The organism is Halalkalibacter kiskunsagensis (genome assembly GCF_037027555.1).
In the GTDB taxonomy this organism is placed as follows: domain Bacteria; phylum Bacillota; class Bacilli; order Bacillales; family Bacillaceae_D; genus Halalkalibacter; species Halalkalibacter kiskunsagensis.
On sequence record NZ_JAXBLX010000020.1, the window covers coordinates 59,317 to 82,419 of the forward strand.

Consider the following 23,103-nt stretch of genomic DNA (forward strand, 5'->3'; position numbering starts at 1 on the left):
AGGAATTGTGTTGACACAACGTGTTGATTTACTACTTACGAATATCGGACAATTGCTAACGATGGAATCAGATGGGCCTAGAGCCGGGAAAGACATGCAGCAATTACCGATGCTTGAAGAGGCTGTTGTCGGGATCAAAGATGGCAAGGTTACCTATATCGGGGAAACGACAGAAGGAATTCAAGCTGATGACATCATTGATTGTCAAGGAAAGCTTGTTACACCAGGACTTGTTGATCCACATACCCATGTCGTATTTGGAGGTTCGCGTGAGCATGAGATGGCATTAAAGCAACAAGGTGTTCCGTACCTTGAGATTTTAAAGCAAGGTGGTGGCATACTTTCTACGGTTGAACAGACGCGGGTAGCATCAGAGGATCACTTGTTTGAAAAAGCGAGTTTTCACCTTGATCGGATGCTTTCTTACGGGGTGACAACGGTTGAGGCGAAAAGTGGATACGGCTTAGATGTTGAAACGGAGGTAAAGCAATTAAAGGTAGCAAAACGACTACAGGAAAGTCATGCAATGGATCTTGTTTCTACTTTCTTAGGAGCGCACGCAATTCCACATGAATTTAAAGAAGATCCACAAGCGTTTTTAGATGAAATGCTAGGGATGCTCGATTTGATCAAATTAGAAGAACTGGCTGAATTTGTTGATATTTTTACCGAGACGGGTGTGTTTACAGTTGAGCAGTCTCGTGATTTCTTATCAAAAGCGAAAGAAAAAGGATTTGGATTAAAAATTCATGCAGATGAAATCGATCCTTTAGGTGGAACGGAATTAGCTGCCGATTTAGGAGCGATTTCAGCAGATCATTTGGTTGGGGCATCCGATGAAGGCATCAAAAAGCTTGCACAATCAGGGACCATCGCTGTCCTATTACCTGGGACAACGTTTTATCTAGGCAAAGAAACATTCGCTAGGGCACGAAAAATGATCGATGAAGGAGTTACCGTCGCCCTTGCAACAGACTTTAATCCAGGAAGTTGTCCGACAGAGAACATCCAACTGATCATGACTTTTGCTGCCCTACGGTTAAAGATGACGCCAGAAGAAATCTGGAATGCGATGACAGTAAATGCTTCTTATGCGATTGGGCGCGGAGAACAAGCTGGACAGCTCGCTGTTGGACGCAAAGCAGATGTTGTCATTTGGGATGCACCAAACTACTTTTACCTCCCTTATCATTACGGGGTTAATCACGTCAATACGGTCATTAAGAACGGTCTAATCGTTTCAAAGAGGAGGGATATCGTTGACACAGTTTCCTTATCTTCAAAAAGCTAATCGTTCTTTTGTTGATCGAGAGGTAACAAAGGTAGGAGATATTATTCATGAATGGAACGCAAGTAACATAAGAGGGGTTGGGCTACTAGGAGCCCCCCTCTCCAAATCATCCATTAGTCATTCGGGAGCTTGTTTTGCCCCGGGGACCATTCGAAAGGCATTATCAGGCTTTTCAACATACGCAATAGAAGATGGTATTGACTTAGCGGAATGGGACATTCAAGATTTAGGCGATATTACGATGCATGTTACGGATATTACCGAGTCCCAGAATCGTGTCTATAAGACGGTTGCAAGCTTGCTTAAAGAAAATCCTACATGGCTCCCGATTATTCTTGGAGGAGATAATTCGATCACATATCCAACTGTTAAAGGATTTTCTAAGGCAAAAGGCAACGTTGGAGTCATACAATTTGATGCACATCATGATGTACGGAATTTGATGGACGGTGGTCCAAGCAATGGGACGCAATTTCGAAGCTTATTAGAGACAGAGACCATTGAGGGAAAGAATCTCATTCAAGTTGGGATTCGTAATTTTTCTAATAGTAAACCATATCATGATTATGTGAACAAAAAAGATGTAACGATATATACAATGAAAGATGTTCGGAATAAGAAGATGGTAGACATTATGAAAGAATCAATTCACACATTAAAACCTCGAGTAGAATCAATCTACATTTCGGTAGATATGGATGTTGTTGATCAATCCCAAGCACCTGGATGTTCGGCAATTGGGCCAGGAGGGATGGATGCGGTTGATTTGTTTGAAGCGATCACGTATTTAGGCGAACAACCGATGGTGGAAGGTCTCGAAATTGTTGAAGTGGACCCGACTGTTGACTTTCGCGATATGACGAGTCGAGTAGCCGCGCATGTTATTTTACATTTTTTGAAGGGGAAACAAAAAGGGGGACTATCGTTTGATTAATGCTGTACTCATTTCTGTTGTTGTCATGGTTGTGTTAAGTCTTTTGCGAGTGAATGTTGTATTGGCGATTTTATTTGCGGCATTAACTGCTGGACTCGTATCAGGGCAATCTCTCGTTGAAACGATTGATATGCTCGTGTCTGGAATGGGAGGGCAAGCGAACACAGCACTTAGTTATATTTTACTTGGAGCGTTCGCTGTTATGATCGGATATTCAGGAATCACTGGATTTTTAGTGCGGCATTTAATTAATGCTTTAAAAGGGAAAAAGGCGTTTTTGTTGTTAACAATTGCGGGAGTGGCATGCTTATCACAGAATGTCGTTCCCGTACATATTGCGTTTATTCCTATTTTAATTCCGCCTCTTCTACACTTATTTGATCGAATGAAGCTAGATCGTAGGGCTGTGGCAACATCGTTAACATTTGGATTAAAAGCTCCGTATGTCATGATTCCTGCTGGGTTTGGTTTGATTTTTCATGGAATAATTGCAGATGAAATGACATTAAATGGGATGCCAATTGGAGTCTCGCAAATTCCACTCGCTATGCTTTTACCAGGAATCGGTATGGTGATTGGCTTGCTCATAGCGATTTTTATTACATATCGAAAAGATCGTATTGTGAACACAAAATTGGATGAATCATCTGAGATTGCGGCAACAGTAGAAGATGGATTCGCGTTTTCTAAGCAGCATATGTTTACGATTATCGCCATTATCGCAGCACTTGCTGTTCAGCTCCTTTTTAGTTCTTTAATTTTGGGAGCGCTTACAGGTGTGGTCATTATGTTTGCCTTACAAGTCGTTCCTTTTAAAGAAGGAGATCGAGTTGTCAATGATGGTATAAAAATGATGGGAATGATCGCGTTTGTCATGTTGATCGCATCCGGTTATGCCACAATTTTAAAAGAAACGGGCTCGATTGACAGCTTAGTTAAAGCAACGACAAATATAGTAGGAGACAGTATGTTATTTGCTGCTGTTGGGATGTTGCTTGTCGGGATGATTATTACAATGGGGATCGGTTCATCATTTGGTACCCTACCAATTTTAGCTGCATTATTTGTCCCTTTGTGCGCGGCGATTGGATTTTCTCCTTTGGCAACAGCTGCTTTAATTGGAACGGCTGGGGCAATCGGAGATGCTGGGTCGCCTGCATCTGATAGTACACTGGGGCCAACATCGGGTTTAAATACAGATGGCAAACACAATCATATTTGGGATACATGTGTTCCTACCTTTTTGCATTTTAACGGTCCTTTAATTGTTTTTGGTTTATTGGCTGCAATGGTTCTATAATAATGTCAATTAATAATTATGTTAAGGTAATTATTCAAGTTACTCTCTTACAGGAATCATAGATTGTTCTATACAAGAAATCAGTTATAAGAAATTAATTTAAAATGAGTCAAAATTATTATTGAAGGAAAAATTAAAAATGAAGGGAGGTTTTGCATTGACGAATATCATCGACGGAATGGATTCAGCAAGATTTCAATCAGCAAACAATCCAGGAAACAAGCAACGCGTGAAAAAAGTTGAAAAAGAAGACAAAAAAATGCCTACGGTATTAAAGGACCTAAAAAACGGCTCTTGATATTAAGTGGTAAAAAGTGAACTCAAGTATTAACAAGCCCAATCGTAATTGATTTGGCTTGTTTGTTCAAATTAAGGATGTTCTTATATTTTTCGAGCAAAATGAAAATACCCTCAATTGTACGTTATCAATTAAAAGGGTTAAAGTAGCGTAAGTATAAGCGGTTATGGCGTTACTTCAAGTTAAATCTAAAATTCCTCCTTACCTCAAAGGATCGATATTTGCAGTCGTGGCTACTTATATCGGATAGCCGCTCGCTATTTGGATGGAACTTTACCAACCAATTATATGGAAACATATATACTCCTTTCCACTTTATTTTGTTATCATTTCACATTACATTTTTATTGGAAAGTCCTTTAAGAAAGCCATGAAATTATCATATTTATTGCAACTTTAAAGCTAATCCTTTTTCTTTTGTTCAATAGTAGAAATTGATTGTCCAGAAGGGAGGTTCAGCATTCTACTCTTAGGCTCATATATTTGCTGGGAAGGCCAAACTCCGTGGTGCCCTGAAAAAATATAACTAATGACACATGTAATGAAAAAAAATTCAATTCCTTTGCCTTCGAACATTTCTATACCCATAATGAACGCTGCTATTGGTACATTAGCTCCACCACAAAAAACAGCGATAAGTCCTAAAGCAGCAAGGAAAGAGGTTGGTAAATCTACTATTGCGGATAAGGTGTTTCCCAAGGTTGAACCCATAAAAAATAAAGGAATTGCTTCTCCACCTACAAATCCAGATCCCATTGTGACAGCAGTAAACACCAGTTTAGCTAAAAAGGCATAATGGGGTACTTCTTTGGTAAAAGCTTCTTCAATCATATCTAATCCGCGACCATTATAGTCTGTAGAGCCCATTAAATAGGCTAATGCTATGATTATGATACCGCCAACAAAGCCCCTTAACATGGGGTCTCCTAAATATTTTGTGGAATACTTTTGAATCCCATGTCGCAATTGACTGTATAAGACACTGACAAAACTAAATATAATGGCTAAAATAATAACTTTTATAATAGTATTAGTAGAAATATCAGGTACGCTTTTTACGATGAATTGTTCATGTTCTACTCTCCAAGCTTTTGTAGCAACAAGGTGACCTACAAAACTGGCAGTTAAACAAGGGATTAATGCTTCAAATTTCATTTTCCCCAAGGAAACTACTTCCATCCCAAATATGGCTCCTGTTATTGGTGTACCGAAAGCTGCCCCAAACCCGCCGCTTATTCCGCTCATAAGTAAAATTTTTTGATCAATTTTGATAACTTTGAATAATCGGTTTACTGATTCAGCTATACTTGACCCCATTTGTACAGCTGCACCTTCCCTTCCAGTGGAACCGCCAAGTAAGATTGTAATAAATGTTCCCAAATATACAATAGGTCCCATTCTTCTAAGAACTTTACCTTTTCCTTGGATATCTTCAAAAACAAGATTATTCCCTTTATGAGAGTCCTTACCGAAATATTTATAAAGGAAACCTATAATCACTCCTCCGAGAGGGAGTAGAAATATTAACCACGAATTTGCGTTTCTTGTTTCTCCAAGTAAATCATTGGTATGTAAGAGAAAAGCCGTTGTCGATCCAACGAATACACCAATAAGGCTTCCAAAAAATATCCATTTGGTAAGAATTGAAACAAAAGTTATGTACCGAACCTTAGCACTTTCCAAAATAAACCTCCAAAAATAGCCGTTAAAACTCTGACTTGGTTAATTGAAATAACGCTTACTCTAATTCGTCTTGTTGTAGTGTTTGACAATAAAATCAATATTATTTATGAATATTACTGTAGGTGTTTAGGTGGAATATAAGCGTCCTGATTGTTGTTCTCTTCTGAAAAAACAGTTCCATTATTTTGCTGTTGAGTAACGATAGGAGGGGGCTGACTTGCTGGTAATTGACTATGAATATAATTTAGTAACGTTTGAATATCCTGTTTTGTGGCAGGTTGAGCATATTCATGTAGCGTATAGCCTAATAAACCACTTGGTTCAATCGTGGCTATTTTGACATCACTTATTTTTGCTATATTTACCTGGCGCAAGCGAACTTCTAATTGATCGACAGTTAAACGTAATTTCTTTAGATTTTGTTCATCAATCACACCATTATGAATGACAATTATTTCCTTACCGGTGATAAAGCTCTCAAACTTATCTGATTTAACTTGAAAGTATTCAAGTGCCATTAGAACCAATACCAATATTAAAGCGATCATAAAAGTAACCCAAATACTTCGATTGCTTACAGGTTGAATCATTAAATTCCCAATCGATATCATAATGACAGTTTGTGATACCGTAAGTTGGGAAATTGATTTCCTGCCAGCTAATCTCAAAATATGTGTGCCAACAATTACGATTAAAATTGCCTTCCAAATCCAGTTAAAGTCCAAAAGTGGTACCTCCGTTCAGTTTCATGTTTGAATTACTTAAAAATAAGAACATATAAGCTCAAAAGCAATCTTTTGAAAAAGCTAATAGAATAAGACAGGAAGCAAAACAAGAATAATGAGTAACAGTATAGTAGTTCAAGTGATGATTGGTTTAATGAAAAATAGGAGGCAATTTTTTCATTATGGATACTTGATTACTTTTTAAGGAAACGTGTAGTTGTTTTTGATCGGTTAAAGATGCAAAGAATACAGACTTAATGTCATTAATCTCTAACTTACTTAATTCTTGATATAACCAATCTTCAGAAAGGTGTAATTGCTCTAATACTTCTTTATATAGCTTTCCCTCAATTACTACAGGGTAGGAGAGATCTGTTGACTTAGTTAGACCCATATCTTCTAAGGTAACTGTAGCCTTAGAAGTTTTCTTGTGGATAGTTAATTGCCCATTAGCTTCAACTATTGCAAGCTCAACATGACTCACATCAAAAATATCATTTTCTCTTAGCATTTGTAGGATGTTATCAATTGAATAACGGATTTTGGTTAAGTTCTTGACCAGAAATACCCCATTATGAATAACAATAGTTGGTTCAAACGTAATTAATCTGCCAAATGTTCTGTTTGAAATTTTCCATTTTGTGACCACAATTTGAAAAAGTCCAATTAAGATAACCGCAACTCCAGTATGGATATGGTCTATATTTGGATCAGCTAAGTCAGCACCCACAACAGCCCCAAGTGTAATAACTACTAAAAAATCAAATACTGGTAATTCAGCGATTGACCGTCTGCCCATCATAATGGTGACAAATATCATTAGAGGTAAAACCGTAATAATTCTAAAGAAAAGGATAACTAACTCTTTTGCTAGGTCCAAAATTATCACATCCCAAAGTTCAATGTCTTATTAATAAGTATGTGTTATTTTATGGTGAGTTATTTTTTCTTATATAGTTTTTCCCAATAGTTCATTTTAGTAGTAGTTAGTTGGTGTAGTTGTAACGGAAAATCAATAATTGTTAGAGCATCTGAATTCAAGAAGTGTCGAATTCATGAAAATTAACCAATGTGCAAGCTCAAATAGTTACATTTTTTATAGATTAAGTGGTAACAAGTGCAAGAAAGGATTATCTGGACAAAGTTTCAACCGATCTTATCAAAAACCACGATGTAATCGTCTTGGAAGACTTGTTTTTATTTGGGTTTGTTACAAGTTTTACTGCGTCATCAATCGTAATAGGTGGCCTAGAGTCTGTAGCGAGGCTTGTTATAACTAAAGAAAGACGTATGGTTAGAGTAAATGGATAGAAAACCAAGAGAATGCAAAAGAGGAGGCCACTGAAAAAGCAACTTTTTCAGTGGCCTTCAAAAGAGGCTTTTTGTGATAATTCCTCGCCACAAATATGAGTAACCAACTTCTTGTCTTTGTTGGTCACTCTTGGATTGGTAAGTTTAGTTGAGCTCACTTGCGAGTTTCAGACGGGTTCATTACCTTATTTTGAAATAGTTTTAGCCGTTTCATAGTCAAGCGCCAGTCACGTTGCTCGCGTTTTTTCTTTTGTTTAAGGAGGACGTTCAGTTCTTTTTTTCTTGTTTTTTTTTGAACCATGTTTCACACTCCTTTTGCATGATCGGATCGTACCTGAAACATACGTATGTAAAATGGTGCCTGACTTATGATTAAGTTGAATAAATCAAATTTGTAAGAAAAGTTAAGTTGAAATTTTTTAGGGGGGAATAGGTAAGAGGTAATAATTACGGTGCTACACACACTAAATAGGCTATCTCAAAAGTCGAGATAGCCTATTTAGCGAATCGTTAGATCATTGTGTTGAAAGCGTGACTTACTCCTGAGGCCTTGTACCAGGATCCATACCAGATTCAGTTGCAGTCATGACTGGTTTTACGGTTAGATCTGATTGTACACGAACTTGACAGGATAAACGAATATTCTCGTCTCTATACCCTTTCGCATCAAGAATGGCAGCTTCTGCCTCATCAATCGTACCTGCATCACCTTCTAGAATTTCGACGCGACAGGTTGTGCATTTTGCTTTTCCTCCACAACGGTGAAGAATGTCTACACCATTGTCTTCTAGGGCAAGTACTAATTTCTTCCCTCCTTCAATTTGAAACGAGTCTTTTCCCTCTACAGTAATAGTTGGCATTTGAATTTCCTCCTCTTTATTATCAATAAATAGTCAATCTTAACAAACTCTACAAGAGAAACGAGCTCTATGTGTGTAAAACCTTACCATATTGAAAACAAAATGTATAATGTACTGAATATACTCATTCGAACTAGTTATAAGTAGTCATTACCTTTCTGGTTCACCTAAATCTAAATCAATATAATCTTTTTGTTTATTTTGTTCTTCCAATTTTGGTTCTAATACTTTTGTTATGAATGCATAGGTCTCATCTACATTGGACAAATCCTTCTTGGAGAACACTTCATCTGTATCAGGGTCAAACACGATTGCGTGGAATGTGTGTTCTTCTTTATTAAAAGACAGTTCTACAGCATCACCGAATTCTTCAGGTGGCCTTGGTTGGACGAATCGTTCGTGTCCTTTATTTTTCTTTTTTACATTATTGATTTTTTTTAAGATTTCATCTTTATTCATCATTGTCTCCTTTGTTTGCTCTTTACTCATATATTGCTTGTTTTTCTTTTTCTTAAACATGTAAATAAGGAAAGAGAGTAACAAAAGGGAAATATCTTTTCTTTTGTTTCGAAAGAGGCGATATAGTATGATAAAAAAATGTTAAGAAATAGGCAATTGTAGAGAGGAATTTGACTTATGAATCATTATACGGTTGGAATGGCTGGTCATATTGATCATGGAAAGACAACATTAACGAAAGCATTGACAAATATAGAGACAGATCGATTGAAGGAAGAAAAAGAGCGTAATATTTCAATTGAATTAGGATATGCTCCCCTGAAGCTCAGTGATGAAATGGAAGTATCTCTTATTGATGTTCCGGGTCATGAACGTTTTATTAGGCAAATGATTGCTGGTGTTGCAGGAATTGATTTAGTAATGGTTGTAGTCGCTTGCGATGAAGGGATAATGCCGCAAACGCGTGAACATATTGATATATTGCGTTTGCTAGGTGTTGGACAAGGAATCATTGTTGTAACAAAAATAGATCGTGTTGATGATGAGATGCAGGAACTAGTAGAACTAGATATTCGAGAAGCGGTTGAAGGGACCTTTCTAGAAGAGAGTCCTTTGTTTTTTGTTGATAGTGTTAGCGGCAAAGGGATTGATGAACTAAAAGAGGGAATTAGAAATGGATTAGTTGGACGTGCGAGCAGAGACGCGAGTGGTGCTTTTCGTTTGCCAATTGATCAGGTGTTTACGGTTCATGGGCAAGGAACAGTTGTGCGTGGAACCGTTTATGAAGGACATGTAAATGAAGGAGATGTGTTAGAACTTTTGCCAAAACGTATTTCCGTTCGTGCAAGACAATTACAGGTGCATCACCAAACTCGCAAAAACGGACGGGCTGGACAACGCGTTGCAGTAAATATAGGTGGTGTTTCAAGAGATGACATAAAAAGAGGCGATGTACTTGTTGCAAGTGGCCATTATGAATCGTCGGAAACGATTGATGTTGCTCTTTCTACAGTTGCTGAACTTGAATTTAGTTTGAAGCAACGCGGAGCAATAAAATTACATATTGGAACTTCGGAAGTGTATGGGAAAATTGTCTTCTTTGATCGCAATGAATTGGTGGAAGGCAATGAAAACGTCGTATGCCAACTTCGGTTGGATGAACCGATTGTAACAAGAAGAGGAGACCGATTCATAGTCCGACGTCCAACTCCAATGAAAACGATTGGTGGTGGAACAGTGATTGATCCACATGGAACGAAGTATCGCTTTGGTGAAGAAACCGTGCAAATGCTTAAGCGGAAAATGAATGCAACCCCAACAGAACGGTTACAACACATTTTATTAGAAAAGAAAATCTTGAAAATAAAAGAAGCGAGCAAGGAACTTAACATTACAGATGATGAGTTGATCAGCCTGCTGCATCAAAAAGAGCAGGTGTACACACTGCCAGGAGAGGAACTAACAAGTGAAAAGGTAGTTCGTTCACTGCGTGAGTCACTTTTAACAGAGCTTGAACGATATCACGGGACGTATCCACTCAGGGAAGGGATAAAAAAAGCTGAGATCGTACAAAGCTATGTACAAACCTACCCGAAAAAACTCATCGATTGGCTATTAGAAGAAGGGGTGAAAGAGGAGTGGTTTCGTATTGATGGACCGTACGTTGCGCTTATTAGCCATAAACCACATCCTCCAGAACAGTGGAAGAAACGTGTCGATCGTGTGATAGAGGAACTAAAAGGAGAAGGTCTCCAAGTAACATCCCTTTTAAATCATTTAAATGGACAGCAGCTTCCACAAGCTATTCATGAAGAATTGGTTCATTATTTCCATCAACAAGAAATCCTATTTCAACTTGATGATAAACTTTCGGTTCATCGGGAGCCTTTTAAACAAGCTGTCTTGAAATTAAAACAAGAAACCAATGAGCTGTTTGCGTTAAATGAAGCAAAAATAGCAACTGGATTGTCTAGAAAGTACTTAGTTCCCTTTTTAGAAAAGTTAGATAAGCTAGGGCTAACAATTAGACAAGAAAGTGAGCGGAAATGGAGAGTGGGAGCAGTTGAAGATTGGCTCGGTAGTAAATCCTAAGATACTTTTCTTTACCCCTTATTATAAGCAGAATCGAGGAAACTCCACGACGGCGAAGCGACTAGTAGAGGGATTTAAGATGTGGGGAGTTACGGTACGTGTTTTTGCTTATGAGGAAGATTATTGGAACGATGAATGGGAGGCGTACTTTGAAAAAGCTGATATTTATCATGCCCTCCATTTAAAACGATTTGCTGCATGGTTCAAACAGTATCCTCATCTCAAAATACGGAAACCCTATATCTTAACGACTGGTGGTACAGACGTAAACGAAGATTTGAAAAATACCGCTGCAGCCATGTTAATGAATTCTGTTGCAGATGAGTCTTGTGGAATTACGGTATTTAGTGATGATGGAAAAGAAAAAATTGTTCAGGCTTATCCAGATTTAAATGATCGTATTTACGTGATTGCTCAAAGCGTCTATCTACCTTCTCACAAGAGTAGTTCTACAGTAACAAACCTAGGAACAAACTACCCAAAATTTTTACTTCCAGCGGGTCTAAGGCCGATCAAAGATGTATTTTATTTATGGGATGAATTAACAAAAATGCGAAATAGATGGCCGGATTTACTTTTTACGATTGTAGGCCCTGTTCTTGATCAAGAAGTGTATAAAGACGTCAAACAACGAGAAAAAGAACATAAATGGTTTCATTACGTCGAGGAAGTCCCGCTTGAACAAATGAGAGAAATGTATAGGCAAGCTGATATCATATTAAATACGTCTATCTCAGAGGGACAACCATCAGCGATCCTTGAGGCCATGTCGTTAGGTAAGTTAGTTGCAGCAAGGAATAATTCAGGAAATGCAAGCATCATTCAAGATGATGAAACAGGACTGTTATTTGATTCTCCAGTACAGTTTCATGAAAAGGTATTGAAGTTACTTCAGTCAGAGGAGAAGCAAGCTGAACTAATGAAAAAAGCACTAGTATATGTAAATAAGTATCATTCGCTTGAAGAGGAAATGAAATCGTATTTAGATGTTTATACCCACTGTTTAAAAAAGGCTTATTCATAGTGTTTCAAGGCTCATTACTTTACAACCGATTTGGACAAATGATAAATTTTACAATGCAATGATTAAAAGTGAAGGTGGAGAACAGATGAAGAAATGGATAGTAACAATTGGTCTAACATTTGCGTTAAGTGCATGTGGAGGTGCAGATGAACCTGATGAAATAGTAGAATCTCCAACAAATGATGAAGCGACAGAGGAAGCTCCAGCTACAGAAGGAGATGATAGTGTCTTTGAAATTGCTGTGATTCCGTCACAATCAATGGGAGAAATGCAAACAGGGCTAGATAAATTAGAAGAACATTTAACCGAACGATTGAATCGTGAAGTGATTGTTGAACAATACCCGAACTATAATGCTGTTGTAGAAGCAATTAATTATAATCAAATTGACCTTGCTTTCTTAGGGCCGTTAACCTATTTAATCGCTCATGAACAAAGCGGAGCACAAGCAATTATTACACAGGAAGTTGACGGAAGTCCTTATTACTTTTCCTATATTATTACGCATGCTGACAGTGATTGGGAAGACCTAGAAGATATGATTGAAGACCGTGCTGAGGTTGATTTTGCTTTCGCTAGCATTTCTTCAACATCAGGCCACTTAATTCCAGGTCTGAATTTACGTCAGTTAGGAGTATATGAGAGCCAAGATGATCATGAGTTTGAGCAAATTCAATTTGCAGGTTCTCATGATATTGTGGCAACACTTGTACAAGAACAAACAGTTGATGCTGGAGCAGTGGATAGTGCAATATTAGAAGCTCTTATGAAAGAAGATGAAAAAAATGGAGGTACCCTTCGTGATGATCTAAAAGTCATTTGGCAATCAGATGAGCTATATCAATATCCGTGGGTTGTCCCTGCTGAAATGAACGATGAATTAATTTCACAAGTACAGGAAGCATTTTACGAAATTGAAGATGAAGACATTTTACGAATTTTCGGTGGTGCAACAAAGTTTGTTGAGGCTGACGATAGTCAATATGCAGATGTGTTAGAGGCGGCACGTGAATTCGATATGCTTACATTAGAATAGGAGTATAAATATGGTTTGGTTTCGTAGGCGCTACATCGTTTATATCTTTCTCATCATCATTGCACTATGGTGGAGCATGGATATGACCGATTTCGAATGGAGAAAGCTTACGCAAATCGGAAACATAATTGACATGGTGACCACTCGTTTCCTCCCGGTTGAGTGGTCTCTTTTTCCGAGAATGGCGTATCACAGTCTTGTTACACTGGCAATGGCTTTTTTAGGAACGTTTCTTGCTCTGATTGTTGCATTGCCACTTAGCTTTTTAGCGGCAAAAAATACATCAGGTACATTGACAATGTATTTGTCTGTACGAGGTGGATTAAGTGCACTTCGTTCCATCCCAGAAATTGTTTTCGGGTTGATTTTTGTCACAGCATTTGGGCTTGGTCCATTTGCTGCCGTATTAGCTATCATTTTGCATAATATTGGTGTTCTTGGAAAGCTAATTTCAGAACTAATTGAAGCAGCAGATAGTGGTCCGCAAGAGGCGATGCGATCTGTTGGTGCAACAAAATGGGTTGGGCATCTCTTTTCGATTTTGCCACAGATCTGGCCTAATGTATTGTCTCAATACTTCTATCGCTTTGAAGTAGCGATCCGTACCTCTTTAATTTTAGGATTTATTGGGGGAGGCGGAATTGGGCAACAGCTATTTAACCATTTTCAAAGCTTTTACTATACAGCTGTCGCTCTAGATATTGTTCTCATAATGATTATGGTGATTATGGTTGACTTTATTGGTGGACGAATACGCGCTAGAGTTATATAGGAGGTGCTGTAATGCTAATGATTTCAGATTTAGTTGTACGTTACCCGAAATCAGGTGAAAATGCCCTTGATCATGTGAATCTGTCGTTACATAAAGGCGAATTTGTTTGTGTACTTGGAAAAAGCGGTGCCGGCAAATCAACATTTATTCGTTCCATAAATCGTCTCCAAGTACCTACATCGGGACGGGTGACCTTTGATGGGACGAATTTAACGACACTTTCTGAAGGGAAAATGAGGCGAATACGCTCAGACATGGTTATGATATTCCAACACTTTAATTTGATTCCGAGAATGACTGTTTTTCAAAATACGTTAACAGGTGCATTTGGCAAGCGACCACCATATAAGAATCTACTCGGTCTTTTCTCTGAAAAAGAGAAACAGCGTGGCTTACAAGCGCTTCAGGAAGTTGGACTTGAGAAACATATACACAAACGTGTTGAGGCGCTTAGTGGTGGCCAAAAGCAGCGTGTGGGAATTGCTAGAGCCTTGCTTCAAGATCCAAAATTGTTGTTAGGAGACGAGCCGGTAGCAAGCTTGGATCCATCAACATCAAGAAGGATTTTTGAACTATTAAAAAGCATCCATGAGGAACATGAATTATTATCAATTATTAATGTACATGATGTAAATTTGGCGAAAGAATTTGCAACGAGAATTATTGCATTTCGTGACGGGAAATTGCTTTTTGATGGCAAGCCAGAAGAGGTTGACGATCGAATGTTTGCAGATATTTATCAATGATTTGAACTAGCAATAAAATAATTTCGATTAACTCGTTATTGCATCGAGGGTGACTTAAAAGGTGAATATGACCTTTTGAGTCACCCTCGATTTTGCTTGTTGAGATCCCCTTTAATTGGACAAAGAGCGGATTGGTTGATCAAATTTATCTATGATGCCTGTTATTTAATAAAAAGAGGGGAAAGGGAATTAAAAGAGGAGAATGATGTCCACTATTTAATAAAAAGAGGGGAAATGGGATTCAAAAGAGGAGGTTAAGGAGCTAAATTTATGCTTTCGAAAATTTCAGGACAAAAACGAAACAAAAAATAGTTCTTTTATCATAGGGAGAGTGTGATAAAATATCGTTTGATCACTTTATAATCAAGAAATGTAGAGGAGAAGAAACAATGAGAGATAAAGCAAATCAACTTATGAAATCAAAAGCACTAATGTCCGTTGGTGCATTAGTTGGAATCATTCTTATATACACAATTATTCAAAATGAGATTATTTTCAGGTTGTTTGTAGTGTTATTTTTGGTTGGGTTCGCTAATGTATTAAATAAAAAGCTAAATGCTTTAAAGCCAGCGACACAGCTTGAACAAGAAAAAGAAGAAATACTCGTTAAAGAAGTAGAAGATCAACCTACGCAAATTTTTGAGAAGACATTGCTTGAAAAAGAAGAACAACTAGAGAAAATCGATTTAGATCGCACGCAAATGCTGGAAGAGTTATTTTCAAAAGCTGATTTAAATGAGTTAGAAAGACAAACTTACCGTGAACGGATTAAGGAGAAGGAATCAGAACGCTCAAACATTATGCAAGATCTAATGATTGTTAAAGGGAAACTTCAACATGCCGTTTTAGAGACAAAAAAGTACTTTGTAAAAGTCGATCCAATAAAGGAAATAGCGGCATCGATTGAATCAGCAAACATTCAAACAGCATCAATTGCAAGTCTTAATGAGGAAGTATCAGCCATTGTCACCACTTTAACAGAGAATACAATCAAAGCGTTAAAAAAGAGCAATTATATTGATGAGGATCACAATTTAACACGTTCTGGTTATAAAGCGCTAGTGAAAACAGTGGCGAATGAGTCGCAATTAACCAACGAATATAAGTAGACAAAACTGCTCAGGAATTTACATTCCTGAGCAGTTTTTACCTATTCACAATAATAGACTTATCCTGCTTTTTCGTAACAGATCCTATTATCGTAGCGAAAGCACCTGCATTCTGCATTGCTTTAATATATTGTGTTGCTTCTTCTTCAGGTAAGCTAATGAGCAATCCTCCAGATGTGATCGCGTCACATAGGATGCTTATTTCAACATCTGTAATGTCATCAGCATAACAAGCGCAACCTTTTAGCCACTTCTCATTCGCTTTTGACCCACCTGGGACAATTCCTTTTTCTGCTAGCTCTCTCGTACCATCAAGCATTGGTATAGCGTTCACACTAAGTTCAAATGACACATCGCTTCCTTTAGCCATTTCATAACTATGGCCAAGAAGGCCAAATCCTGTAACGTCTGTAACAGCATTCGGATGGAAGTTGTCAAGTAGTTCTGCCGCTTGCTTGTTAAGAAGTGCCATTGTATCAGTTACCGCTTTTTCTTGTTCAGTCGTTACAACGCCACGTTTGATTCCTGTAGTTAGAATGCCAACACCTATTGGCTTTGTTAATACTAATGTGTCTCCTGGAGTTGCACCGACATTTTTAAAAATGCGATCTGGGTGAGCAAGACCGGTTACAGATAGACCGAACTTTGGTTCTTGGTCATCTATCGAATGACCACCTACAATAATAGCTCCAGCTTCTTTTGTTTTGTCTGCTGCCCCGCGCAAAATATCTGCAAGTACTTCTGGTGGAAGCTTTTTAATTGGGAAGCCAACGATGTTCATGACCGTTGTTGGCTTTCCGCCCATTGCATAGACATCGCTAAGGGCATTTGCAGCGGCAATTTGTCCAAACATATAGGCATCATCTACAACCGGTGTAAAATAATCGACTGTTTGAATCATTGCTAAATCATCAGTTAAACGATAGGCACCGGCATCATCAGATGTATCAAGACCAACGAGTAAATTAGGATCGTGAGTTTGTTTTGGTAAATGACGCAAAACTTGCGCCAGGTCTTCTGGACCAATTTTACATCCTCAACCAGCTTTTGTTGAAAACGAAGTTAAACGAATATGTTCTTGTTTGTCCAAAGTGGACACCTCCTCTATCTTACTTGGGAACACAGTTAGTGTGCCTATTAGTTGCACATTTTTTGCATCCTTCTTCGTATTATCCTACAATAGAGTTGAAAACAATGTAAAGGAGATTGATTTGCATGGAATACAAAGTAGCTGTTGAATTTTGTATGATGTGAAACTATGCACCAAAAGCCGTGAGTTTCACGGACGAAATTCTCGATCATTTTCGTGGGGAAATAAAAGAAGTAAACCTAGTCACTAGTGGAGGTGGCGTGTTCGAAGTTACCATTAATGGAAAATTGGTTTATTCGAAAAAAAAGACAGGATCTTTTCCTGATACAAAAGAAGTTATTAAAGAAATGGAAGAAATGAATAAGTAATTGAAGGTGTTTTAAATGGGTCTGATCCCGACCAAGAATGTGATTATTATGTCGGGGTCAGACCCCTTGTTAGTGAAGAAGGGTGGATCCTATATGAATCATATATTGAGACAATTACCAGCAATCCATGAACTACAACAAGATAAGCGATTTACACAATTACTGGAAAATAAACAGCTTTCAAAGGGCAAGGTAACTGAGTGGTTACAAGAGGCGGTTGCCGATATCCGCAAGCGCGTTTTGACAGGAGAAATAGAAGGTGATCAGTCAATAACATTTACGGACTCCATCTTTTCAAGGTTATCGGAACGTGTTAGTCATCACTCAACGTTTGCCCTACAACGAGTAATAAATGGTACAGGCACAGTTCTGCATACGAACCTCGGACGTGCTAGGTTAAGTGAAAAAGCAATTAATCAGGTTGTCGAAACAGCTTACTCCTATTCAAATGTTGAATACAATTTAAAGCAAGGGAAAAGGGGATCGCGGCATGATTTAATTGATGAGTTAGTAAAACAAATAACTGGAGCAGAAGCGGCTATGGTTGTTAATAATAATGCAGCGGCTGTTTATCTTGTTTTAAAAGCATGTGCAAAAGGAAAAGAAGTTATTGTATCTCGCGGAGAACTTGTAGAAATTGGTGGTTCCTTTCGTGTTTCGTCGATTATGGAGGAAAGTGGTGCGCATTTAGTAGAAGTCGGAACAACAAATAAAACGCATTTATATGATTACGAACATGCTATTTCTGAAGAAACAGCTATGATTATGAAAGTACATACAAGTAATTTTAAAATCATTGGTTTCACAAAAGATGTTAGTATCGCTGAAATAAAGCCGGTAGCTTGTGCTCATAATATCCTTGTTTATGAGGATTTAGGGAGTGGAGCGATTTACGATTTGAAAAAAGACGGAATTGGACAGGAACCTACGGTGACTGAAGCCCTTCAAAGAGGTGCGGATCTTGTGACGTTTAGTGGGGATAAGCTTCTGGGTGGTCCACAAGCAGGAATTATTGCTGGGAAGAAAAAGTGGATTGATCAGTTGAAAAGACATCAATTAGCTCGTGTGTTGCGAGTTGATAAAATGACTCTTGCTGCTTTGGAAGCAACGTTAAAGGACTATGTTAATGAAGAGGTAGCACGAGAAACATTGCCAACGCTAAAGGCAATTCGTTTAAAGAAAGATGATATCCAAAAGCGAATTGATAAATTTACAAGCAGCCTATCCCCTTTTTGGAATACAGAAGTAAGAAACGGTGTTTCTCAAGTGGGGGGAGGGACGATGCCGGAAGTGGAGCTTGAGACAGAATTATTATTATTGGCAAATGAAAATATTAAAGCTCAATACATTCACGATGAATTAAGAAAAGGTACACCAGCGGTTATTACAAGAATTATAGATGACAAAGTTGCCTTTGATTTTAGAACAATTGAAGAAGAGGAATTTGAGGATTTGCATCGCAGACTCCAAGACATTCCAAGAGAAATGGGGAAAATCATATGAATGGGAAAACACCAGCAGAGTCAAAAGCATTTTTAACTGATTTAGTCCTACCTCCTGATACAAATTATCACGGAACAATATTTGGAGGAAATGTCATGGCCTATATTGACAAAGTTGCTAGTATTGTCGCAATGCGCCATGCACGAAAAATGATTGTGACAGCCTCAAGTGATAGTTTGGACTTTATTTCTCCAATTAATTCAGGCGAAGCAATTTGTTTAGAGGGGTTTATTACGTACACAAGAAACACTTCGATGGAAATTTATGTGAAGGTGGAGGCGGAAAACTTACTTACTGGAGAGCGGAGGTTAACGGCAACTTCCTATTTAACTTTTGTAGCTCTTGATGATCAGGGGAAACCTATTTCTGTTCCACCGGTTATACCAGAAACGGAAGAGGAAAAATGGCACTACAATGGAGCAGAAGAACGATTTGAACAACGGAAAAAAAGAAGGCTAGAACGTAAAGAAAGACAAAATAAATAAGGTCTATCTGTTTTATTGACAGGTTTGTACTTGAAAAAGAAACTCCTATTATTTGCGGGGCACTGAAAAGGAAAAATTGCCCTAAAAAAGATACTCGAGAAAGTGGAATGGTACTATACTGTACGTTTTTTACGCTTGCGGATTGAGAACACCACTAATAAGCAGGCTTTAAATCAAAACAAAGAAATAGAGACATTATAATTGTTTAGAGGCTATTGAAAAAGCTCGATCTTTTTCAATAGCCTCGTGAGTTAGCGGTTTTTTGACCGTTTATTTTAATGTGAAGTAGGTTTTAACTTTCTCCGTCAGTTTGACCGACATGATTCGCTTTTTTGACCTTTTTTGACCCTTTCATTGGCTCAGGTTGTCCTGGGTTGGGTCCTTTTGGTGCGTTTCTACGCTGATCTTTATACGTGTTATGTTCTGCCATGTTTTCATCCCTCCTCGAATGTAGTATGTCTGGAAACGAGTGTAGTATACGAATAATGAAGAATATTTGACGTAACCTAAAATCGAGCTTGAGCAAGGGGGAGTACATGTGCCAATTTCCAGCAAAGAACAAGATATTCAAGCTGGACGAAAAGCTGTGGAAGAAGATCGAAAAGCAGTTGGGAACATTAATACGCATGAGGGATATTCTTGCACGGAAACATGTTTGTATTAAAAAAAACATGTGATAAGGGCTAGAATGTGTTAATTCTGCTAAGCCTACGCACGCTTACCATTGCTGAGGTGGATGGTTGGGAGGTAAGAAAAACGAAGGCTGCTGCCTGAATTCGACGTCCGTAAGAACGAGTTATGATCTGTCTAGATATGTTAATTGCAGGTTCAGCAGCAGCCTTATTTTTCAAAGTTATTGTCTTTTTTTCGTTTTTTTATTGTGTTGTCTTTTCATTTCCGTTAGAGGTTCATTCGCAATTTCTTCTTGAAATTGTTGTTCGCCTTGTACAATTCGTTTATCTTTTTCATGTGGTTTTTGTTTTTTAGCCATGTTACCACCTCCCATTTCTTTATTTTTGTTTATTTTTACTTGCATTATGTAAATATTTTTACAAAACTTACTATAAATTTTAAAAAAACATTTATTCTTTAGACAAGTTTTGCTATTCTAAAGAGGGACTGTTTTGTCGAATCATTTAAGCGCTTTCTGCTATACTAAAACGACGGGCTAGTCGGTCTGATTTAGACATTATTGACAGTTTAAGGTATGATAGTCTTGTGAAGGAGGGTATACATATGTCAACAAAAAATGATGTATTCAAAGCAAAATCATCCTTTTCTTTGGATGGAAAGACCATTAATTATTACTCTTTAAAAGCACTTGAGGATGCTGGTCTAGGCAATGTATCAAAACTACCATATTCAGTAAAAGTTCTACTAGAATCGGTTCTTCGTCAATATGATGGTTATGTAATCAAGGAAGAGCATGTAGAAAATTTAGCGAAATGGGGAACAAGCGAACTGAAAGAGATCGATGTTCCGTTTAAACCATCTCGTGTAATTCTTCAAGACTTTACAGGTGTTCCGGCTGTAGTGGATCTAGCTGCATTACGTAAAGCAATGGCAGATCTTGGCGGTAACCCAGATCAAATTAATCCTGAAATTCCGGTTGATTTAGTTATTGACCACTCAGTACAAGTCGATAAAGCAGGTTCACTTGATTCACTTGACTTCAATATGAACTTGGAATTCCAACGCAACGAAGAGCGTTATCAATTCCTTAGCTGGGCAAAAAAAGCATTTGATAACTATCAAGCAGTTCCTCCAGCAACAGGTATCGTTCACCAAGTAAATCTTGAACACCTTGCAAATGTTGTGCATGCAGTTGAAAAAGATGGTGAAACTGTTGCTTTCCCAGATACACTAGTTGGTACTGATTCCCATACAACGATGATCAATGGTATTGGTGTACTTGGATGGGGTGTTGGTGGTATTGAAGCTGAAGCTGGAATGCTAGGACAACCATCTTATTTCCCTGTTCCAGAAGTTATTGGAGTGAAGTTAACAGGTTCATTAGCAGCTGGTACAACGGCAACTGATATCGCTTTAAAAGTTACGCAAGTGTTACGTGAGAAAAAAGTGGTTGGAAAGTTCGTTGAGTTCTTCGGACCAGGTCTTGCGGAAATGCCGCTTGCTGACCGTGCAACGATTTCAAACATGGCACCTGAATATGGTGCAACATGTGGGTTCTTCCCTGTTGATGTCGAAGCATTAAACTACATGCGTTTAACGGGTCGTTCTGAAGAACAAATTAAACTTGTGGAAGCGTATTGCAGAGCAAATGGGATGTTCTATGTAGCTGGTGAAACAGAGGATCCGACTTATACGGATACAGTAGTAGTCGACCTTAGCGAAATTGAAGCAAATCTTTCTGGTCCTAAGCGTCCTCAAGATCTTGTACCACTCTCTGGTATGCAAAAATCATTCCGTGATGCAGTTGTAGCGCCTCAAGGAACACAAGGTTTAGGACAAACAGAAGCAGAATTTGATAAAGAAGTTACTGTTAAATTTAACGATGGTCGCGAAACGACAATGAACACTGGTGCAATTGCTATTGCAGCAATTACAAGTTGTACAAATACTTCTAACCCATATGTAATGATAGGGGCTGGACTTGTTGCTAAGAAAGCAGTCGAGCGTGGTCTTGAAGTGCCTGAATTTGTTAAGACATCGTTAGCACCTGGTTCGAAAGTTGTAACAGGCTATCTAACTGATTCTGGACTTCTTCCATATTTGGAAAAGCTAGGTTTCCACTTAGTTGGTTACGGCTGTACAACATGTATCGGAAACTCTGGACCACTTGAAGATGAGATTGAGAAAGCAATTGCAGAAAATGACTTAACCGTTACATCTGTTCTTTCTGGTAACCGTAACTTTGAGGGGCGTATTCATCCTTTAGTTAAGGCTAACTATCTTGCGTCACCGCCACTTGTTGTTGCTTATTCCCTTGCAGGTACGGTTGACATTGACCTACAAAATGATTCACTTGGAAAAGACAAAGATGGAAAAGATGTTTACTTTGCTGATATTTGGCCGACAGCAGATGAAATCTCGAAAGTAGTTTCTGATACTGTCACACCTGAGCTGTTCGCGCGTGAATATTCAAGTGTATTTGATAGCAATGATCGCTGGAATGAGATCGAAACAACGGATGATGCGCTTTACAAGTGGAATGAAGATTCTACCTACATTGCAAATCCACCATTCTTTGAAGATCTATCACCAGAACCAGAAGATATCAAACCATTATCAAACCTACGTGTGATCGGTAAATTTGGTGATTCCGTTACAACTGACCATATTTCTCCAGCTGGTGCGATTGGTAAAGATACACCTGCAGGGAAATACCTTATCTCTAAAGGTGTTGAGCCAAAAGACTTTAACTCATATGGTTCACGTCGTGGACACCACGAAGTTATGATGAGAGGTACATTTGCAAACATTCGAATCCGTAACCAAATCGCTCCTGGTACAGAAGGTGGATATACAACTTACTGGCCAACTGGTGATGTAATGGCTATTTACGATGCTGCAATGAAATACAAAGAGCAAAGTACAGGTCTAGCTATTTTAGCTGGTAAAGATTACGGTATGGGAAGCTCACGTGACTGGGCAGCTAAAGGAACAAATCTTCTTGGTATTAAGACAGTTATTGCCGAAAGTTACGAGCGGATCCACCGTAGCAACCTTGTTCTTATGGGTGTTCTTCCACTTCAATTCAAGGAAGGCGATAGTGCTGAATCTCTTGGATTAACTGGAGAAGAATCATTCGCAGTTGAGATTACAAACGATGTGAAGCCACGCGAAATCGTTAAAGTAGTAGCAACAGATTCAGACGGCAAGCAAACTGAGTTTGAAGTTCTTGTTCGTTTTGATAGTGAAGTTGAAATGGATTACTACCGTCATGGTGGAATCTTACAAATGGTACTTCGTAATAAACTTGCTTAAGTAATAAAAAACCTTCATTCACTTTTTAGTGGATGGAGGTTTTTTTGTTGTTACTGAAACGGTACAATCA

General features: G+C 38.3%; 23 protein-coding genes and 2 pseudogenes. 16 read left to right on the forward strand and 9 right to left on the reverse strand.

Going from position 1 to position 23,103, the window contains the following annotated elements; genetic code table 11:
- Positions 1–61: 61 nt before the first annotated feature.
- The 4 genes from hutI (at position 62) to SLH51_RS13170 (ending at position 3,823) form a co-directional block, all read left to right on the forward strand.
- The gene (gene hutI / locus SLH51_RS13155; protein WP_390183923.1) at positions 62–1,291 is read left to right on the forward strand and encodes an imidazolonepropionase; all 1,230 of its coding nucleotides are present in this window, start codon (positions 62–64) and stop codon (positions 1,289–1,291) included.
- Positions 1,260–2,225: a formimidoylglutamase gene (gene hutG, locus SLH51_RS13160; protein ID WP_335961760.1), complete on the forward strand. Its 966-nt coding sequence runs from the start codon at positions 1,260–1,262 to the stop codon at positions 2,223–2,225. The genes hutI and hutG overlap by 32 nt, the downstream gene beginning before the upstream one ends.
- Before the next feature lie 25 nt (positions 2,226–2,250).
- Complete coding sequence (locus tag SLH51_RS13165) at positions 2,251–3,525, forward strand: Na+/H+ antiporter family protein (protein WP_390183921.1); 1,275 nt, start codon at positions 2,251–2,253, stop codon at positions 3,523–3,525.
- Positions 3,526–3,682: 157 nt separating this feature from the next.
- Positions 3,683–3,823, forward strand: coding sequence for a hypothetical protein (locus tag SLH51_RS13170; RefSeq protein WP_335961762.1), 141 nt, complete (start codon positions 3,683–3,685; stop codon positions 3,821–3,823).
- Positions 3,824–4,225: 402 nt separating this feature from the next.
- On the opposite strand, the gene SLH51_RS13175 is transcribed toward SLH51_RS13170, so the two are convergent.
- The 3 genes from SLH51_RS13175 to SLH51_RS13185 form a co-directional block, all read right to left on the reverse strand.
- On the reverse strand, positions 4,226–5,323 hold the full coding sequence (locus SLH51_RS13175) for a chloride channel protein (RefSeq protein WP_335961763.1): 1,098 nt from the start codon (positions 5,321–5,323) through the stop codon (positions 4,226–4,228).
- Between the two features lie 296 nt (positions 5,324–5,619).
- A complete protein-coding gene (locus SLH51_RS13180; protein ID WP_335961764.1) occupies positions 5,620–6,231 on the reverse strand; it encodes a DUF421 domain-containing protein in 612 nt (203 codons plus the stop codon).
- A gap of 151 nt (positions 6,232–6,382) precedes the next feature.
- The gene (locus SLH51_RS13185; protein WP_335961765.1) at positions 6,383–7,111 is read right to left on the reverse strand and encodes a DUF421 domain-containing protein; all 729 of its coding nucleotides are present in this window, start codon (positions 7,109–7,111) and stop codon (positions 6,383–6,385) included.
- Between the two features lie 230 nt (positions 7,112–7,341).
- Between SLH51_RS13185 and SLH51_RS13190 the strand changes: the two are divergent.
- Positions 7,342–7,425, forward strand: a pseudogene (locus SLH51_RS13190) (transposase); the annotation flags it as partial.
- Between the two features lie 271 nt (positions 7,426–7,696).
- Here SLH51_RS13190 and SLH51_RS13195 read toward each other — a convergent pair.
- From SLH51_RS13195 to SLH51_RS13205, 3 genes are all read right to left on the reverse strand, one after another.
- Positions 7,697–7,843 (reverse strand): hypothetical protein, encoded by a 147-nt coding sequence (locus tag SLH51_RS13195; protein WP_335961766.1) that lies wholly within the window; start codon positions 7,841–7,843, stop codon positions 7,697–7,699.
- A gap of 235 nt (positions 7,844–8,078) precedes the next feature.
- Positions 8,079–8,402, reverse strand: coding sequence for a 2Fe-2S iron-sulfur cluster-binding protein (locus SLH51_RS13200; protein WP_335961767.1), 324 nt, complete (start codon positions 8,400–8,402; stop codon positions 8,079–8,081).
- Between the two features lie 150 nt (positions 8,403–8,552).
- A complete protein-coding gene (locus SLH51_RS13205) occupies positions 8,553–8,864 on the reverse strand; it encodes a hypothetical protein (RefSeq protein ID WP_335961768.1) in 312 nt (103 codons plus the stop codon).
- 174 nt (positions 8,865–9,038) lie between these two features.
- Here SLH51_RS13205 and selB point away from each other — a divergent pair, with 174 nt between their 5' ends.
- The 6 genes from selB to SLH51_RS13235 all read left to right on the forward strand — a co-directional run bounded on the left by selB (position 9,039) and on the right by SLH51_RS13235 (position 15,639).
- Positions 9,039–10,952, forward strand: a complete 1,914-nt coding sequence (gene selB / locus SLH51_RS13210; RefSeq protein ID WP_335961769.1) for a selenocysteine-specific translation elongation factor — start codon at positions 9,039–9,041, stop codon at positions 10,950–10,952.
- 79 nt (positions 10,953–11,031) lie between these two features.
- Positions 11,032–11,976, forward strand: coding sequence for a glycosyltransferase (locus SLH51_RS13215; RefSeq protein ID WP_335961771.1), 945 nt, complete (start codon positions 11,032–11,034; stop codon positions 11,974–11,976).
- Positions 11,977–12,061: 85 nt separating this feature from the next.
- Positions 12,062–13,012 (forward strand): phosphate/phosphite/phosphonate ABC transporter substrate-binding protein, encoded by a 951-nt coding sequence (phnD, locus tag SLH51_RS13220; RefSeq protein ID WP_335961773.1) that lies wholly within the window; start codon positions 12,062–12,064, stop codon positions 13,010–13,012.
- Positions 13,013–13,022: 10 nt separating this feature from the next.
- On the forward strand, positions 13,023–13,784 hold the full coding sequence (gene phnE, locus SLH51_RS13225) for a phosphonate ABC transporter, permease protein PhnE (protein WP_335961774.1): 762 nt from the start codon (positions 13,023–13,025) through the stop codon (positions 13,782–13,784).
- Positions 13,785–13,795: 11 nt separating this feature from the next.
- On the forward strand, positions 13,796–14,530 hold the full coding sequence (gene phnC / locus SLH51_RS13230; protein ID WP_335961775.1) for a phosphonate ABC transporter ATP-binding protein: 735 nt from the start codon (positions 13,796–13,798) through the stop codon (positions 14,528–14,530).
- A 389-nt stretch (positions 14,531–14,919) separates the two neighbouring features.
- Positions 14,920–15,639: a hypothetical protein gene (locus SLH51_RS13235; protein WP_335961777.1), complete on the forward strand. Its 720-nt coding sequence runs from the start codon at positions 14,920–14,922 to the stop codon at positions 15,637–15,639.
- A gap of 37 nt (positions 15,640–15,676) precedes the next feature.
- On the opposite strand, the gene selD is transcribed toward SLH51_RS13235, so the two are convergent.
- A complete protein-coding gene (gene selD, locus SLH51_RS13240; protein ID WP_390183919.1) occupies positions 15,677–16,729 on the reverse strand; it encodes a selenide, water dikinase SelD in 1,053 nt (350 codons plus the stop codon).
- Between the two features lie 176 nt (positions 16,730–16,905).
- Between selD and SLH51_RS13245 the strand changes: the two are divergent.
- The 3 genes and pseudogenes from SLH51_RS13245 to SLH51_RS13255 form a co-directional block, all read left to right on the forward strand.
- A pseudogene (locus tag SLH51_RS13245) lies at positions 16,906–17,097 on the forward strand (Rdx family protein); the annotation flags it as partial.
- 93 nt (positions 17,098–17,190) lie between these two features.
- The gene (gene selA / locus SLH51_RS13250; protein ID WP_335961778.1) at positions 17,191–18,600 is read left to right on the forward strand and encodes an L-seryl-tRNA(Sec) selenium transferase; all 1,410 of its coding nucleotides are present in this window, start codon (positions 17,191–17,193) and stop codon (positions 18,598–18,600) included.
- Positions 18,597–19,085 carry an acyl-CoA thioesterase gene (locus SLH51_RS13255; protein ID WP_335961779.1) on the forward strand — a complete coding sequence of 163 codons (489 nt, stop codon included), beginning with the start codon at positions 18,597–18,599 and terminating at the stop codon, positions 19,083–19,085. The genes selA and SLH51_RS13255 overlap by 4 nt, the downstream gene beginning before the upstream one ends.
- A 292-nt stretch (positions 19,086–19,377) precedes the next feature.
- Here the strand turns inward: SLH51_RS13255 and SLH51_RS13260 are convergent, their stop codons facing one another.
- Positions 19,378–19,515 (reverse strand): small acid-soluble spore protein P, encoded by a 138-nt coding sequence (locus SLH51_RS13260; protein ID WP_335961780.1) that lies wholly within the window; start codon positions 19,513–19,515, stop codon positions 19,378–19,380.
- 108 nt (positions 19,516–19,623) lie between these two features.
- On the opposite strand from SLH51_RS13260, the gene SLH51_RS13265 reads away from it, so the two are divergent.
- Positions 19,624–19,749, forward strand: a complete 126-nt coding sequence (locus tag SLH51_RS13265; protein WP_335961781.1) for a hypothetical protein — start codon at positions 19,624–19,626, stop codon at positions 19,747–19,749.
- Positions 19,750–19,938: 189 nt separating this feature from the next.
- Here the strand turns inward: SLH51_RS13265 and sspO are convergent, their stop codons facing one another.
- Positions 19,939–20,076, reverse strand: a complete 138-nt coding sequence (gene sspO, locus SLH51_RS13270; protein WP_335961782.1) for a small acid-soluble spore protein O — start codon at positions 20,074–20,076, stop codon at positions 19,939–19,941.
- Positions 20,077–20,321: 245 nt separating this feature from the next.
- On the opposite strand from sspO, the gene acnA reads away from it, so the two are divergent.
- Complete coding sequence (acnA, locus tag SLH51_RS13275; RefSeq protein ID WP_335961783.1) at positions 20,322–23,033, forward strand: aconitate hydratase AcnA; 2,712 nt, start codon at positions 20,322–20,324, stop codon at positions 23,031–23,033.
- The last annotated feature ends 70 nt before the right edge of the window (positions 23,034–23,103 follow it).